Origin of the sequence: Aquiflexum sp., assembly GCF_041749095.1 — a bacterium.
Taxonomy (GTDB): domain Bacteria; phylum Bacteroidota; class Bacteroidia; order Cytophagales; family Cyclobacteriaceae; genus Aquiflexum.
This window is the reverse complement of sequence record NZ_JBGTCA010000173.1, coordinates 1-15,500: the sequence shown is the minus strand read 5'-3', so window position 1 is coordinate 15,500 and position 15,500 is coordinate 1. Positions and strand designations below refer to the sequence as shown.

Genomic DNA, 15,500 nt, shown 5'->3' with positions numbered 1-15,500 from the left:
TTAATTTCAGAATTTAAATGATCCCAAGAGTAATTAGAGTAATTTGGATAACCTTTGCAGCAGGACTGGTAGGGTTTATTTTATTTGTCTGGGCAGTGAGTGGCAATTTTTTAGGCCTCTTTGGTGAGTTGCCGGATTTCAAAGAATTGGAAAATCCTCAAAGTGAAGTTGCATCAGAATTATATTCCTCTGACGGCATGCTAATGGGCAATTACTTCAGAGAAAACAGGAGTCCTGTTTCTTATCATGAACTTTCACCCAATTTAGTCAATGCCCTTATAGCAACAGAAGATGTTCGTTTTGAAAAACATTCCGGAATTGATTTACATAGTATGGGCAGGGTTTTGTTCAAATCCCTGATTCTCAGACAATCTGCCGGAGGAGGCAGTACTTTAAGTCAGCAAACAGCCAAAAACCTTTTCAAAACCCGTAATCTGGAATCACAGGGAATTCTTAGCAGGGTACCAGGATTCAAAATGTTGATCATCAAAACCAAGGAATGGATAGTTGCAGCCAAGTTGGAAAAATCATATACCAAAGATGAAATTCTTACACTTTACCTCAATACCTCCGAATTTGGCAGCAACGCCTATGGCATCAAGACTGCCTCCAAGACTTTCTTCAACAAAGAACCTTCAGAACTTAATGTTCAGGAATCCGCAGTTCTTGTAGGATTATTCAAAGCACCATCTTATTACAGTCCTGTTTTTAATCCTGACAACTCCCTGAGAAGAAGAAATACTGTGCTGAATCAAATGGAAAAATACGGGATGCTGAGTGAGGTGGAATATGATTCATTGACAAAATTGCCCATTGAACTTGATTATAAAGTGGAAAACCAAAATCAGGGTATGGCCACCTATTTCCGTGAAGTGATCAAATCCGATCTGATCAAATGGACAAAAGAAAACCTCAAGCCCGATGGGACACTTTACGATCTTTTCGGAGACGGACTCAAGATTTATACTACCATCGACAGTAGGATGCAACGCTATGCGGAAGAAGCGGTGAATGAACATATGCAGGAGCTGCAAAAAAAGTTTGAAAAAGAAATGGGCAATAGAGAACCATGGATAGACAATACCGGTAAAGTCATTCCCGATTTCATTGAAACTCAGGTAAAGCGTACAGAAGCATACCGTAATTTGGTAAAAAGATACGGTGCCAACTCAGACTCCATCAATATCAAACTCAATGAGAAAAAAAGAATGAAAGTTTTCTCATGGGATTTGGGTGAAATTGATACTCTTTTGAGCACCATGGATTCCATGAGGCATTACAAAAAATTCCTTCAAACCGGATTTGTTTCCATGGATCCTAAAACAGGACATATCAAGGCCTGGGTCGGGGGCATCAATTACAAACATTTCAAGTTTGACCACGTGCGTCAGGGAAAAAGGCAACCTGGTTCTACCTTCAAGGCATTTGTATATGCTGCGGCTATTGAGAACGGATATAGTCCATGCTACACTGTTGTTGACCAGCCCATCGAAATCAATATCCCCGGTCAGCCTACATGGACTCCAAAAAATGCCGATGGTAAATTTTCCTATCAGAATATGTCCATCCGATTGGCAATGGCCCAATCTGTAAACTCTGTCTCAGCATACATGATGAAAAAACTAGGGCCTAGGATTATAGTGGAAACCGCCCACCGATTGGGTATCACAAGTGATTTGGAAGAGGTTCCTGCCTTGGCATTGGGTACAAGTGATGTCTCTGTAATGGAAATGGTGGGAGCAATGGGGACTTTTGTTAATCAGGGCGAGCATATTGTTCCATTCTATATTGACCGGATAGAGGATAAAAACGGTAATTTATTACAGCAATTTACCCCAAAGAAAAAACCTGCGATGAGTGAGGAACATGCTTACCTGATGCTGCACATGCTGAGGGGTGGCTTTGAGGAATCAAGGGGAACCAGTCAAGGTGTCCCATGGTCATTAAGGGATGAAGGGAACGAACTTGGCGGAAAAACAGGTACAACCCAAAATGCTTCTGATGGTTGGTACATAGGATTGAGCAAAGATTTGGTTTCCGGCGCTTGGGTAGGTGGCGATGACCGTGCCATTCACTTCAGGAGTTGGGTAAGTGGACAGGGCGGACAGACAGCAAGACCTCTCTGGGTAAAATATATGTCTAAGGTTTATGCTGACAAATCTTTGGGAATCACCAAAGGTCCATTCCCTAGACCTGAAAGGCCACTCAGCATTGAAATCAATTGTGGAAAATATCATCTTGAAAACAGTAGATTTTCTGATTTTGATTATGACGCCAAAAGGAACGATTTTTAATTAAGGTTCCGATCTCATTGTCAAATGTTTCAACTGCATCTAAGCTTAAATTAATACCAATGCCTGTAACGATACAGGCATTGGTATTTTAACAGGAAATAAACTCTTTTTTATATTTGTATATGATGCAAGCCTCGTCTTATTCTATTGAAGAGCACCACAATCTCCCTGATTTACCTGGAGTTTATAAATATTACAATACAGAAAATGAACTGATCTACGTAGGAAAGGCCAAGAGCCTCAAAAAAAGAGTCAGCAGTTATTTTTTGAAAAATACCGGGGTCAACTACAAGACCAAAAGGATGGTCAGGGAAATCCGAAAAATTGAAATTACCATTGTTGACAATGAATTTGATGCACTCCTGCTAGAAAATAACCTGATCAAAAAAACCCAGCCTAAGTACAATATACTGTTGAAGGATGACAAGACTTACCCTTATTTAATGTTGACAAATGAGCCGTTTCCCAGAATCTATCCGACCAGAAAACTGATTCCCGGAAGAGGGACTTTTTATGGACCATTTGCCAGTGTAAAGGCTATGAAAAATGTATTGGAGCTTATCCGAAGCATATTTACGGTACGTACTTGCAGGCTGGACCTAAGTCCCATAAAGATCAGAGAACAGAAGTATAAAGTCTGCCTGGAATACCATCTCGGCAACTGTCTTGGTCCATGTGAAGGCCTCCAATCAGAACCGGATTATCTCAAAGATATTGAGCAGGCCAAAAACATCCTGAAAGGAAACCTGGGTATAGCCAAGGCCTATTTCAAAAAAAACATGCAGGAAGCTTCTGAAAATCTTGCATTCGAACGTGCCCAGTATTTCAAAAACAAACTGGAACTTCTGGAAAAATACCATGCCAAATCCCTCATTGCCAATCCTTCCATCAGTAACGTGGATGTATTTGGGATTGAAACGGATGAAAAAACAGCTTATGTCAATTACCTGAAAATTATAAATGGAGCAGTGATCATCACCAAGACTGTAGAGCTGCGGAAAAAATTGGATGAAACAGAAGCAGAATTATTGTTAACGGCAATTGTTAGACTTAGAGATCAGTTCAACAGTGACGCACAGGAAATCATAGCCAATATTCCATTGGATGAAGAATTTGAAGGCTTCAATTTTTCAGTACCTAAAATCGGCGACAAAAAGAAACTGATCGAACTATCGCTGAAGAATGCCAAATATTATAAAAAAGAAAAATTACTGGCCTCAGGTGATGTAAGTGACAAAAAATTCAGAGTATTGAAACAGCTTCAATCTGACCTTTCCCTAAAAGAAATGCCCGACCATATCGAATGTTTTGACAACTCCAATATTCAGGGCACCAATCCTGTTGCCAGCATGGTCTGCTTTCTGAACGGTAAGCCCGCTGTCAAAGAATATCGACATTACCACATCAAGTCAGTAATCGGTGCAAATGACTTTGCCAGTATGACAGAAGTCGTAGGAAGAAGGTATAGGAGGTTGATGGAAGAAGAAAAGCCACTCCCAAAGCTTATCGTGATCGATGGGGGAAAAGGGCAGCTTTCATCGGCAGTAGAGGCACTTAAGAATCTGGGCATCTATGGCCAGATTCCTATTATCGGTATAGCCAAGCGATTGGAGGAAATATATTTTCCCGAAGACCAGTTTCCGATCCATATAGACAAAAAATCAGAATCCCTGAGGTTGATCCAGAGGATAAGGGATGAGGCCCATAGATTTGCGATCACATTTCATAGACAGATCAGAAGCAAAAATGCCATTGGGTCCAAATTGACTGATATCGAAGGAATAGGTGGGAATACAGCAGAAAAACTGCTGAGCAAATTCAAATCTCTCAAGAAACTCCGCGAAGCCACAATGGAGGAAATATCGAATATAGTTGGAAAAGATAAAGCTGAAAAAGTTTATGAAGCTTTGAAAGAAAAAAAGAGCGGTTAAAACCGCTCTTTTAATTTTTTACCATTCCCAAAGTCCGTTTTCGAAATCGAGAAGCTTATATTCAAATTCAAGTGAATTCAAATATGCCTGCAATTCAGGATTGGGATGATCAGACTTAACCAAATCTGCTATGTAAGCATTATCAGGATTGGTATATCTTCTGACTATTGATCTAAATAATCTTTGATCAAATACCTGGTCATAAGTCAATACTTTCGCTGTGTTCTGGAAAATCAACCATTTTGCCTCAGGATGGTCCATAAAGTGGTTATAAAAATCCTTAAATCTTATATATCCAATTGTCTTTTGCCCGGCATTGGCGTTGGTCTGTGAAGGCATCACCAACTCAATGTATTTCACATCAAATTTGATTTGAGAATGGTGCTTGTCAAACACAAAATCTTCCATGAAATCCAGGAAATACAATTGCTTTACAAAGATACTGTCTCCATTTGCAGCGATCCAGAAATTTTCCTGAAACTCAGCGATGGACAAAGGTCTTGTAAACTTATCGTCTGCAAATACTTCCAAAGCATTATCTTCAACTATAGCTTTGTAGATATGGTTTACAATACCATCATTTTTGGTATCACCGGATCCATAAAGCGGCTGATTATACTTTTCTCGAAGGTCAATCCTTCTCCAGACAGCCAATTGATACATTTTATCATCCTCCCTGATAGGATGGGCTGAAAAAATGGTGTCTTTTTTAAACTGTCTATCTCCAACACTAGATGGATTGACACTGGTGGCACCCTGCCCTTTGGCGTCAAGGCCAAGCATTATCACGCAAAGTGATAATAGACCAATGAATTTTTTATGAAGTTTCATATTCATTTTATTTAGAGACAATACCCAAAGGCATTGACCAATTATTTAATTGCCATTCTGTATATTTCAGGATTGGCCAAGTTATTCTTTATCTTATTCTGACGGAAATTGGTTCTTGTCACTTCCGTTACCCTTATTATCAGATCATCACCGCTTCTAGCGGAAGCCAAAAGATTTCTGATGGCTACATTTTTACCTGAAATATTGACCCTTTCACGCGGCACATCATTTCTCAAAAGAATCACTTCACCACCGGTAACCTCAAAATTGGCATCTCTCGCCATAGTCCTTCCGAAAGTAGGCTCAGGAATTGCCTCTACAATTAGGGTTGAGGGCCCAGGAGCTGGGTAAGCCACACTGAGGTCAATCGGACCCCGACCATCAAAGAGCCTGATGGTCGGTGCAGGAACAGGCTTAATATCATACGAAACATCTCCGATTTTATTGCCTCCACTGCTTACGCCAATATTTACTTTACCAGAACTTCCCGGAATCACAGTCAATTGACCGGGCCTACTACCCTGAATAGAGGTACCGTTGGACACTGTGAAACTTGGAGCATATGAATTGCCCAAAGCAGGCACATCTATCAAAAGGTCATTGGCACAATCAGCGTATAATTGGTTGACGACTTCAGAGGTAACCTTGATTATAGGCTGTGCCACATAATATTCATACTCAACCGGAAGTACTTTAGTTTCCCCACCCACGCTGGTGGTGATTTCACCTTTTAGGATTCTTTTGGCCAAACCTCTATCATCATATTGACCAGCAGGTTGTGCTGTAAATTCTATTTTACCAAACCCGTTTTCTACAGGTACAGTTCTTCCATCAATAGTCATATCCGGAGCGTCCGAAGAAGACGATGAGGCAATAAACATATCTCCTTGGAATTTGGTGCCTGCTGCCACTACATTGGACAGGGCGGCTATCCTTGCTTCAACAATATCTGCTTTGAAGTAAAAGGAACCGATTGAAGAAGTAATTGCTGACAAAGCTTCGCTCTCGATATTCAATACTTCATTTTGGTATTGTGAAATCAGAGCCATAACTGCACCTACCGGAGACTTTACAAAATTAAGATTCACAAAATTTTTGTTTCTTGCTTCAGTATCATTTTGGAAAATCTCGATATCCTTGGCATCCTTGGCGATATCATCAAAGGACATTTCAATTCCGAGGTCATTCAGTATTTTCGAAATTTCAACAGGATAGGTATTTAGCCTTTCCTGCATTTCAAATCCCTTTCTATTGTTATTGAAAATGTTTCCAGGAACATCGGTGTTTTTCAAAGAAGAATTTCTGAATTGACCTTTTTCGTCTCTTGCATTGGAAGTTTCAATCAATTCCTGCTTTAAGCTTTCCAGGTAAGTGAAAATTTCAGCAGTTTTACTCCTGACTTCTTGCGAAGCAGATACCTTAGGAACATCTTTTGGATTGTTTCCTTGCTGTTCAACAGTATTCTCGATAGTAGATACCATAAACATATTCTTACTGACGTAGTTTTTTGAGGTCCTCTCCAAACCGTCATTCAATAGCACAAACTTCTGAAGGATCTGATTACTTACCTGTAAAGCCAGCAAAGCTGTCAGTACAAGGTACATCATTCCTATCATCCGTTGCCTTGGTGTTTCTTTTACTCCAGCCATATTATTTCACAAACAGATTAAACATTGTTTTAACTAGGCTTAACCTTTCATGGCTGTTAGCATTCCACCATAAATTTTATTGAGTGAGCTCACGTTTTGGTTGAGTTTGGCCAATTCATTTTTGAAATGCTCAGTTTCTTTTCCGGCCTCAGTAAGACCTTCCATTGCAGTGGAAACATTGGCATAGAACTTATTCAATGTTTTCAAATGGGTCTGGGTATCCAACAATTCCATTTCATAGACATTGTTGAGTGCTGAGAGATTTTTTGTAACCGTGATCACTTGACTGTGATATTCTTTTGCATCAGTAGAAGCATTTGAAAGCTCAGAAAGCGCCATGGCAGTTTTACCATAAGACTGATTGATATCCACCAATGTCTTGGAGGCTGTTTTTACATTAGTAGCATATTCATTTGTCACTACAGCTGCATCGGCAAGGTTCCCCATTTTTTCTGCTGAGGTTGCAAGATTCTGCATTCCTTTGCCTAGGCTATCCAACAAATCAGGACCGATTTTGGCGTTGGAAAGCATGTCATCAAACTTCTGGGTGATGTTTTCTTTTGGCTCATTTTTGGATAATTTAGCAGCTTCAAGTTCTTCGCCTGCCAATTCAGGATATACCTTTGACCAATCTATTTCCTCGTGTTTGGGTTCGAAAGCAGATAGGAAAAAAATCAGTGCCTCAGTAGTAAGACCGACACCGATCATTAAACTGGCGCCCTGCCAGTCTAGGATTTTAAACATTGCACCAAGGATTACGATGGATGCACCTATACCGTATATCATGGGCATGATATCACCGTAGAATTTGTGTTTAAAGGAATTGTTTTTCTTTGCCATAATAAATAAAAGTAAAGAGTTTAGAGTGATTAAGTTAGAGTTGTTTATTTTACCTTTTCCTTCTTCTATTGTTGTTCACATTCATAGAGCCGGATCTTCCCAGGTAGGTCATTGTAGTTCTGAATCCAATATGTGCAGTTTTTACATCCTGGAATTCATAAGTTCTTGTACTAGTTTCCAAGTAGTGAGCGATGTCTTTCCAAGATCCGCCTCTTACTACTTTTCTTTTCTCATTCGGGTTATCATACTTAGGATCCAAATCCCAAGTCAATGCCCCTCCAACTGGACTGTAAGCGTCCAATACCCATTCGGCTACATTGCCTGACATGTTGTACAATCCAAATCCATTTGGAGCAAATACATCAACCGGCGCAGTATATGCGAATCCATCATCAATATAATTTCCTCTACCTGGTTTGAAGTTGGCCATGAGACAACCTCTTTTGTTTTTCAGATAAGGACCGCCCCAAGGATACTTGGCAACTTCCTTACCGCCTTTTGCAGCGTACTCCCATTCTGCCTCTGTAGGTAACCTGAATTCCGGATAATCGAAATCAGATTTGTCATTGGCATTTAAATGATAAGTTCTCCACTGACAGTACATGTGTGCCTGCTCCCAGCTAACACCAACTACGGGATAGTTGTCAAAAGCCGGATGGTCAAAATAGAACTCCATCAAGGGATCTCCATAATGGAAAGTAAAGCTGGTGTTCCAAACCGTAGAATCAGGAAGTACCTCATCCAGATTGAACTGGGGAGGATCTTTCAATGTAGTAGGAGTACTGTAGGTATATTCACCTAACCTGACTGCTTCTACAAACTGCCTGTACTTGTTGTTGGATACCTCGTACTTATCCATGTAAAATTCCGAGATGGTAATCTGTTTGTTTAAAGAAGACTGGGAGAATGCAATATCCTCATCAGCCTGACCCATCCAAAAAGTCCCTGCCTTTACGGGCACCATGTCCTTGGGCAAAACTTGCTGCCAAATGACTCTCTTCGGAACACCAGTTACTTCACCCCGTCTGTTGTCTTTTTCACTGGCTGAACCCTTCTTGCCTAAAAGTCCACAACTCGGTAGAACTGCTACTACCAAAAGGGCTAAAATCAAGGTGAAAATGCGTGAATTCATTTTTCTAGACATAAATTACATATAATGAGTTGTTAAATAACTTGTCCATTTTTTAATAAGAACAAGAGCGAAAAGTAAAGTAAATTCTTAGAAATACACAAATTTAATTTACCAATTTCTATATTTTTTTTTAGAACCTGAATCTTGGAGTTCTTTGAATTGTCCTTTGGAACTCCTTTGTCACGTCCGGCAAGACATAAGACAACATGAACTCATGACTGGTTGGAGATTTGGCTTCTATACCACTGATCACCAAGTCAAATGCATATCCTATTCTCAGTGAATTGTCCCTAAGTAGACTATAACCTGTGATCAAGGAAACCGATTCTTCTCCCCTAAACGCAAGACCGGCACTTATCTTTTGATTATATGTCGCTATAACGCTGACATCATAGGAAAAATTATTGAACGATACTGTTTTCAATAAAATACTTGGCTCAAAATCCCAAAGCGCAAATGTTCTAATCCTATAACCTACCATCAGGTAAGAATGATTCTTTAATTGATTTTCCAAAGCACCTTCTCCAAAATCAAATCCAGGTTCATTGATATGCCGACTGCTCAATGCCATATAATACTTACCCCTATCATAAATAACTCCCGCACCATAATTGATGTTCATCTGAGTCTCGGAACCTGTCTGGGGAAGACGTGGGTCAGGATTGACAGTATTTATGTCTCCATAATTTAAGTTACTCGAATATATCCCCCCCATGGCACCGAAGCTGAGGGTACCCATCCTCAACCTTTTGTGATATGCCAAAGAAAGATTCACTTCCTGATTGGTAGTAGGTCCTATGTTGTCATTAACAAAATTAAGGCCAACTCCCAATTTCAATTTTTCAATAGCTGCTTGAGCGGATACTAATTGGGTTATCGGGGGATTACCATTGCCCGTATAATTCAACCATTGGGACCGGTGAAGAGCAGAAAACCTATAGCCGCCTTCTTTGCCTGCAAAGGCTGGATTAAAATAAGTACTATTATACATGTACTGTGTAAATTGGGCATCTTGCTGCCCCTCTGCCTCCAAAAACAAAAAACAACTTGATACAAATATCAAGAGATACTTTATGAAATTGAACTGAAGCTTAACCATGCATAAATAAAATAATCTTTTAAAACCCTATTCTACACAATTAAACTGATTTTCACCATAAAAGATTGTAAGAATCACAAATTATTTGCCTTTTTTATATAAAGCTCCAAAGCACCTGTCATACTTGGAGCATTTGGCATTGGTGCTTCAATATCCAAAATAAGCCCCTGATCTCTCACTTCCTGAGCTGTAGTTGGACCAAAAGCTGCTATTCTCGTGTTGTTCTGCTGAAAATCCGGAAAGTTGTGTTTGAGAGACTTTATACCTGAAGGGCTGAAAAATGCAAGAATATCATATTTGATATCTCTCAAATCATTCAAATCCGCTGCAACAGTATGATATATGATGGCTTCTGTGTAGGCAATGTTCATTTTGGTCATATAATCCGGTATCTCTGCCTTTCTGATGTCAGAGCATGGGAAAAGATATTTTTCGGATTTATGTTTTTTGAAATAATCAAACAAATCACTGGCTGTCTTCTGTCCTACAAATAGTTTTCTTTTTCTTATAACGATGTATTTTTGCAGATAATGGGCCGTCTGATCTGAAATACAAAAATACTTCATGTCAGCAGGCATCTCAATTTTCAGTTCCTTGCAGATGGTAAAAAAATGATCTATCGCATTTCTGCTTGTAAAAATGACAGCTGTATGTTTTAAGATGTCAATTTTTTGCCTTCGGAAATCTTTGATCGATACAGGTTCTACCTGGATGAAGGGTCTAAAATCTATTTTTAAATTATATTTCTGGGCCAACTGGAAATAGGGGGATCTTTCATCTGCCGGTTTTGGCTGGGAAACTAATATACTCCTTACCGGATTGAATCTGTCTTTTGTAGATTTAGTCATCGTCTTACTCTTCTCCTTTTGATTACTGTTCTCTATCCTTTCACCCAATGATAACTTTGGTAAGTATCAAAAAAGGGACTATTTCGGCGCTGCAAATGTAAACAAATAAATGGTAATTTTTAAAGGGAAGTCTATTCGACATGATTATAAATAGCATCGCTACTCCTAATAAGTATGTCCAAAAAAAGCTATATAACAGATATTTTATGGTCACTTCAAGTTCAAAAAAGCCATTCAATAATACGAAACTCACTATAAATGCTACACTAAAAGTGGAAATTGATATAATCCTGAACAGGTAAAAAAAATGTGCATTGACGATTTTTCCAAGCTCAAAGAAAAATGCCAATATCCTAAGAAACACAAATTTCAGAACTGCCAACAATATCAAAAATCCCGATCCGAACAGCCAATTCAGGAACAACTGATTGAGGTCCCCATTCACAAGCACCATCAAATTCTCCCTGTCCAAAACTTTGATAAACATCATTCCCAATAAAAATGCCAGCATATTGACTATTAAAAGATAAAAGATCACATCCAATGAAAAGAATTTCTGAAGTGAGTTGGATTCCGAAAAATCTTCTGCTGAAAAAACCGCTGTTGGCATGATGATCAGCCTGAGGACAAGCGGATAAATCATTTTATAGATCGCCAATAAAAACAGGACTGCCAAAAGGGCAAAAAAGAAAAAATCATAGAATTCTGTTTTTTCCCTTTTCTCAGGTATTGAACTATACAAAATCTCTTCCCCAACAGTATCAATTGTTTTATCAAAAAATCCTTTTTGAACTACCACTTCCTCAACGTTGATATCTTTCTTTATAATACTCAAAGTCACTTCTCCTTCCGCTGATGAACCCTCCAAAACATTTTCAAGTTCTGCTAAGGGCACAATCAATGTGGTATCCTTAGCCGCATAAAACCAAAGCTTCCCATCCAAAAACAAGGTTGATTCTTTAGGAAAACTTAATCTGAAACTGCTTTTGGGAAATGATTGAATTTCAATCTTGATGTTCAATGCCGAATATGAACGTGCCTTTCTTTGAGGATACAGTTCCTCAATCCTATTGTCGTAATTTTCCAGTATTTGTGAAAATCCATCTACAGCTAAGAAGAGAAAACAAAAACCTAAAACCAACTTATAAAAATTTCCTTTCATAATCAGAATCTACCGGTGTATCCAAAATGAACTTTTGAAAGGTTGAATGCAAAGTCCTGCACATTAGACCTGCCCATGCCATAAATAAAATTGAAAATCCCGTTGCCCGTTTCGAGACTGAAACCCATTCCTGCCGAAATGGTATTGTCTATAGGTAATCCCTGTACATTATTCTCTAACCTTCCCATGTCGGCAAAAATCATAAAATAAGAGTAGGTATCAAAATAAAATCTTGGCTCCACATTGAGATATATATAATTGTTGGCAAAAAAGAAATTCTCATTGAAGCCCCTGATACTTTGAAGCCCCCCTAATCTGAACAGGTCATTGAGCAAAAGATTTTCGTTTTGGACCAGTCCTCCCAATAACCTTGAAAACAATCCCCACCGTTGGTTGAAGTAGAAATGCTTTTCAAATCTTCCCTGCACATAATACTGCAAGCTTCTAAGGGCCACTCCTTCATATAAAATAGGAGGGATGGCCGTATTCTGAATCAGGTTCTTGTTCCCTATTGCAAATTCCATTTCTGCAAAAGCCCCCCTTCTCGGGAAAAATACATCATCCAACCAAAAATGGGCATAATTCACACCATAATTATTGAACCTAAAATCCCCTGCCTCAGGCAAGGCCGTGATTTCGCTAAGTCCTGCTGATGTCAGCAAATCACCTGCCTGTCTGCGCGTAAAGAATTTCAGGTAGCCGTCCGAATTGAATCTGTAACCAAAACTCAGCCGGAAATCCCTGTTCAAAAAAGTCGTGTCCTCTTTCAACAATGAAAATGAAACTCCCATATCAATCATTGATCCCAATAGCATTGGTTCGAATGCCTCCACTTTCAAATTCTGGGAAAACTGATTGAACCTTTGCCAATGAAGTTCATAATTCCGGCCACTTCCACCCAAGTTGTAAAGCATAATATCAAATTGACCCGTAACCAACAACCTCCCGCCTTCGAGTTCATTTGGCAAAAAACCAATAATACCATCAATGGAATTGATATTTCTATCATTGATCGGCAAATAGAGCGTGGCTTCCTCGTTTTGAAAACTCAGTTCAGGTTCATCTGACCATCTGATATAAGGTAAGTTTCTGATCTGCTGAATTCCATCCTGTACTTTCTTTTGTGAGAATGGCTCACCGGGTCTAATCTGTAGAAAGTTGGTAAGAAACTTTGGTTTTGTTTTTGAATCACCGGTGACTTTCAAGGTATCAAAAACAATGAATGGGCCAAGATCCATGTTCAATGCGCCTGAAAATCCATTTCCTTCCCTTTCGAGACTGTCCAATTTTACGGATGCAAAAGGATAGCCTTTGTTTTCGGATTCTTTGATAATGGTTTCAAACAATCTATAAACTTGCCTGTAATCAAAAGGTCTTTGATTGAACCTTTTCAGGTCAGCACCCGCTTTGACCAGTACCACAGATTCTACATTTCCCTGCCTTAGCGTTACCCACTCAAACTTTTTGCCTGTATCCACACTCAGCCAAAGGGAATCTTTGGATTGGAGCAACACACTTTGAATTGGATCTAAGTATCCCAATTGGTACAGTTCCTGCAACCTTGTCCTGATAAATGTTGCCTTGGACAGGGAATCACTGAATACCTGCTCTTCCACCATATTGATGCCCCCTTTGGTTTCCAACTTCAACCATTTTCCGTCTTGGGAAAAAGATTGAAAGCAAACCAGGAAAAATAAAAGTAGGAGGAATAGTAGGGTGCTTTTCAATTTGGAGCAATTGGTTTAACTATCTTTGAAGGCTAAAAGTAAACAAATTGTCCGGTATCTACATCCATATTCCTTTTTGCAGGCAGGCTTGCCAATATTGTGATTTCCATTTCAGTACCGGCACCAATCGCACGGATGAAATGGTTGAAATGATATGCGAAGAATTGGAACTGAGAAGGGATTATCTTCCCAATGGAAAACCTGTCAATACCATATATTTTGGAGGAGGAACGCCATCGTTGCTTAACGCTGCGCAGATCGGTAAAATCCTTGAGCAAATCCAACTTTATTACCAACTGGATTTGAAGGAACTTACGCTTGAAGCCAATCCCGATGATTTGCATCTAAAAAAACTAGAAGACTGGAAAGCTTTGGGACTGGATAGATTAAGTATCGGTATTCAGACCTTTGATGCAGAAATCCTTCGGTTCTACAATCGGGCACATACTTCGGAAGATTCCTTCAATGCCATCAAACTGGCAAAAGCCGCAGGTTTCCAAAAACTTTCCATTGATCTGATTTATGGATTTCCTTCCAATGATCATAAAATCTGGGAAAATGATCTCCAAATAGCTTTGGGCCAAGACCCTGGTCATATCAGCAGTTATTGCCTGACTGTAGAACCAAAAACAGCTTTGGGAAACTGGGAGAAAAGGGGAATTTACACCCATTCTTCTGAAGACTTCGCCGCCGTGCAATTTGAGATGCTAATGGAGTCTATGGACAAAGCCGGATATGTCCAATACGAGATTTCCAATTTTGGAAAACCCGGACAGTTTGCTGTGCACAATACCAATTATTGGACAGGAGTTCCATACCTGGGAATTGGGCCCAGCGCACATTCATTTGATGGCAAAATAAGAGGCTTCAATATCGCAAATAATCCAAAATACATTGATAAACTTAAAAAAGGAGAGCTTGCCTTTACAGAAGAGCAATCCACAACCATCAATATTGCAAATGACAGGATTTTGACCTCTTTGAGGACAATCTGGGGCTTAGACCTGAATGCACTTAAAACTGATCTTAGATTTGACCTGCTTGATTTAAAAAACAAACAGATTGATCTGTTACAAAATGAACAACTGCTCATCTTGGAAAATAACCATCTGACACTAACCACCCAAGGTAAACTTTTGGCAGATAGCATTGCCGCATCCTTATTTTTGGATTAAATGGCCTAACTTTGACAATGCATGGAACACAATAGATACAACTCAGGAAGAAAAAAAGATGCCGCCCCACTTCAGGAGGCTTTTGAAGAACTCTTGAAGGCTTATCGGTTAAAAGATAAATTTGATGAGAAGATACTGATGAATGCATGGCCCGAACTGATGGGCAAAACAGTCGCTTCCAGGACTTCAGGATTGTATATCAAGGATAAAAAACTTTTTGTAAAAATAACCTCCGGTCCTGTCAAGTCCGAGCTGAACATGAACAGGACCAAGGTTTTGGATTTGATAGCTTCTAAATTCGGTAAGGGTATTATCGAAGATATAGTTATACTTTAAATCTAGTCCTGCGCCGCAAAAACCCTTCTCATCAATGCAGAAGTTCTTTGCAGGGGATTTTCACGAATATTCTTCTCCTCCTCAGCTATAAGGGTGAACAAACCATCGATCGCCCTATTGGTCACATAAGCATTCAGGTCAGGATCGATTTTCCTGGTGGTAAGCGGAATGGTATTATAGGCATTTGCCAGATCACCGTAATATTTTGTAGCTCCGACTTCATTGAGGGATTCCTGAATTCTGGGCTGGAACAAGGCTACCAATTGGCTTTCGGTTGTCCTTCTCAAATAGTCAGTAGCTGCGTTTGGTTCTCCTTTGAGAATCTGGAAGGCATCCTGAATGGTCATCTGCCTAATTGCACTGATAAAAATCGGCTTTGCTTCAATAGCTGCCTTTTCGGCACCTCTGTTGATGGCAAGCATTGCCCTGTCCACTTCGCTTCCAAGTCCGATTTGTCTTAGTGTATTTTCCACCCT

General features: G+C 39.6%; 13 protein-coding genes. 4 read left to right on the top strand and 9 right to left on the bottom strand.

Annotated elements, in window-relative coordinates:
• Positions 1 to 17: 17 nt before the first annotated feature.
• Both ACEW8O_RS08640 and uvrC read left to right on the top strand, forming a co-directional pair.
• Positions 18 to 2,294, top strand: a complete 2,277-nt coding sequence (locus ACEW8O_RS08640) for a penicillin-binding protein 1A (protein ID WP_373494221.1) — start codon at positions 18 to 20, stop codon at positions 2,292 to 2,294.
• Between the two features lie 125 nt (positions 2,295 to 2,419).
• A complete protein-coding gene (gene uvrC, locus ACEW8O_RS08635) occupies positions 2,420 to 4,225 on the top strand; it encodes an excinuclease ABC subunit UvrC (protein WP_373494240.1) in 1,806 nt (601 codons plus the stop codon).
• An 18-nt stretch (positions 4,226 to 4,243) separates the two neighbouring features.
• On the opposite strand, the gene gldN is transcribed toward uvrC, so the two are convergent.
• The 8 genes from gldN to ACEW8O_RS08595 form a co-directional block, all read right to left on the bottom strand.
• Positions 4,244 to 5,056 carry a gliding motility protein GldN gene (gene gldN / locus ACEW8O_RS08630; RefSeq protein WP_373494220.1) on the bottom strand — a complete coding sequence of 271 codons (813 nt, stop codon included), beginning with the start codon at positions 5,054 to 5,056 and terminating at the stop codon, positions 4,244 to 4,246.
• A gap of 41 nt (positions 5,057 to 5,097) precedes the next feature.
• Entirely contained in the window at positions 5,098 to 6,705 is a 1,608-nt protein-coding gene (gene gldM, locus ACEW8O_RS08625; protein WP_373494219.1) for a gliding motility protein GldM, read from the bottom strand.
• 39 nt (positions 6,706 to 6,744) lie between these two features.
• Positions 6,745 to 7,545 (bottom strand): gliding motility protein GldL, encoded by an 801-nt coding sequence (gldL, locus tag ACEW8O_RS08620; protein ID WP_373494218.1) that lies wholly within the window; start codon positions 7,543 to 7,545, stop codon positions 6,745 to 6,747.
• Between the two features lie 49 nt (positions 7,546 to 7,594).
• A complete protein-coding gene (gene gldK / locus ACEW8O_RS08615; protein WP_373494217.1) occupies positions 7,595 to 8,689 on the bottom strand; it encodes a gliding motility lipoprotein GldK in 1,095 nt (364 codons plus the stop codon).
• A 118-nt stretch (positions 8,690 to 8,807) separates the two neighbouring features.
• The gene (locus tag ACEW8O_RS08610) at positions 8,808 to 9,776 is read right to left on the bottom strand and encodes a type IX secretion system membrane protein PorP/SprF (RefSeq protein WP_373494216.1); all 969 of its coding nucleotides are present in this window, start codon (positions 9,774 to 9,776) and stop codon (positions 8,808 to 8,810) included.
• Between the two features lie 74 nt (positions 9,777 to 9,850).
• Positions 9,851 to 10,624, bottom strand: a complete 774-nt coding sequence (locus ACEW8O_RS08605; protein ID WP_373494215.1) for a uroporphyrinogen-III synthase — start codon at positions 10,622 to 10,624, stop codon at positions 9,851 to 9,853.
• A gap of 40 nt (positions 10,625 to 10,664) precedes the next feature.
• Positions 10,665 to 11,786, bottom strand: a complete 1,122-nt coding sequence (locus ACEW8O_RS08600; RefSeq protein WP_373494214.1) for a DUF4271 domain-containing protein — start codon at positions 11,784 to 11,786, stop codon at positions 10,665 to 10,667.
• Positions 11,787 to 11,788: 2 nt separating this feature from the next.
• Entirely contained in the window at positions 11,789 to 13,513 is a 1,725-nt protein-coding gene (locus ACEW8O_RS08595; RefSeq protein WP_373494213.1) for a POTRA domain-containing protein, read from the bottom strand.
• A 47-nt stretch (positions 13,514 to 13,560) separates the two neighbouring features.
• Between ACEW8O_RS08595 and hemW the strand changes: the two genes are divergently transcribed.
• Both hemW and ACEW8O_RS08585 read left to right on the top strand, forming a co-directional pair.
• Positions 13,561 to 14,688, top strand: a complete 1,128-nt coding sequence (gene hemW, locus ACEW8O_RS08590) for a radical SAM family heme chaperone HemW (RefSeq protein ID WP_373494212.1) — start codon at positions 13,561 to 13,563, stop codon at positions 14,686 to 14,688.
• A 21-nt stretch (positions 14,689 to 14,709) separates the two neighbouring features.
• A complete protein-coding gene (locus tag ACEW8O_RS08585; RefSeq protein WP_373494211.1) occupies positions 14,710 to 15,024 on the top strand; it encodes a DUF721 domain-containing protein in 315 nt (104 codons plus the stop codon).
• Between the two features lie 2 nt (positions 15,025 to 15,026).
• Here the strand turns inward: ACEW8O_RS08585 and ACEW8O_RS08580 are convergent.
• The coding region (locus tag ACEW8O_RS08580; RefSeq protein ID WP_373494210.1) for a DUF4197 domain-containing protein at positions 15,027 to 15,500 on the bottom strand (474 nt) is incomplete at its 5' end.

What these genes read in the sequence shown, in the direction of transcription:
- gldM (WP_373494219.1), bottom strand. Translation starts at nt 6,705, where the DNA reads ATGGCTGGAGTAAAAGAAACACCAAGGCAACGGATGATAGGAATGATG.
- gldL (WP_373494218.1), bottom strand. Translation starts at nt 7,545, where the DNA reads ATGGCAAAGAAAAACAATTCCTTTAAACACAAATTCTACGGTGATATC.
- ACEW8O_RS08610 (WP_373494216.1), bottom strand. Translation starts at nt 9,776, where the DNA reads ATGGTTAAGCTTCAGTTCAATTTCATAAAGTATCTCTTGATATTTGTA.
- ACEW8O_RS08585 (WP_373494211.1), top strand. Translation starts at nt 14,710, where the DNA reads ATGGAACACAATAGATACAACTCAGGAAGAAAAAAAGATGCCGCCCCA.
- uvrC (WP_373494240.1), top strand. Translation starts at nt 2,420, where the DNA reads ATGCAAGCCTCGTCTTATTCTATTGAAGAGCACCACAATCTCCCTGAT.
- ACEW8O_RS08605 (WP_373494215.1), bottom strand. Translation starts at nt 10,624, where the DNA reads ATGACTAAATCTACAAAAGACAGATTCAATCCGGTAAGGAGTATATTA.
- gldN (WP_373494220.1), bottom strand. Translation starts at nt 5,056, where the DNA reads ATGAAACTTCATAAAAAATTCATTGGTCTATTATCACTTTGCGTGATA.
- ACEW8O_RS08600 (WP_373494214.1), bottom strand. Translation starts at nt 11,786, where the DNA reads ATGAAAGGAAATTTTTATAAGTTGGTTTTAGGTTTTTGTTTTCTCTTC.
- ACEW8O_RS08640 (WP_373494221.1), top strand. Translation starts at nt 18, where the DNA reads ATGATCCCAAGAGTAATTAGAGTAATTTGGATAACCTTTGCAGCAGGA.
- gldK (WP_373494217.1), bottom strand. Translation starts at nt 8,689, where the DNA reads ATGTCTAGAAAAATGAATTCACGCATTTTCACCTTGATTTTAGCCCTT.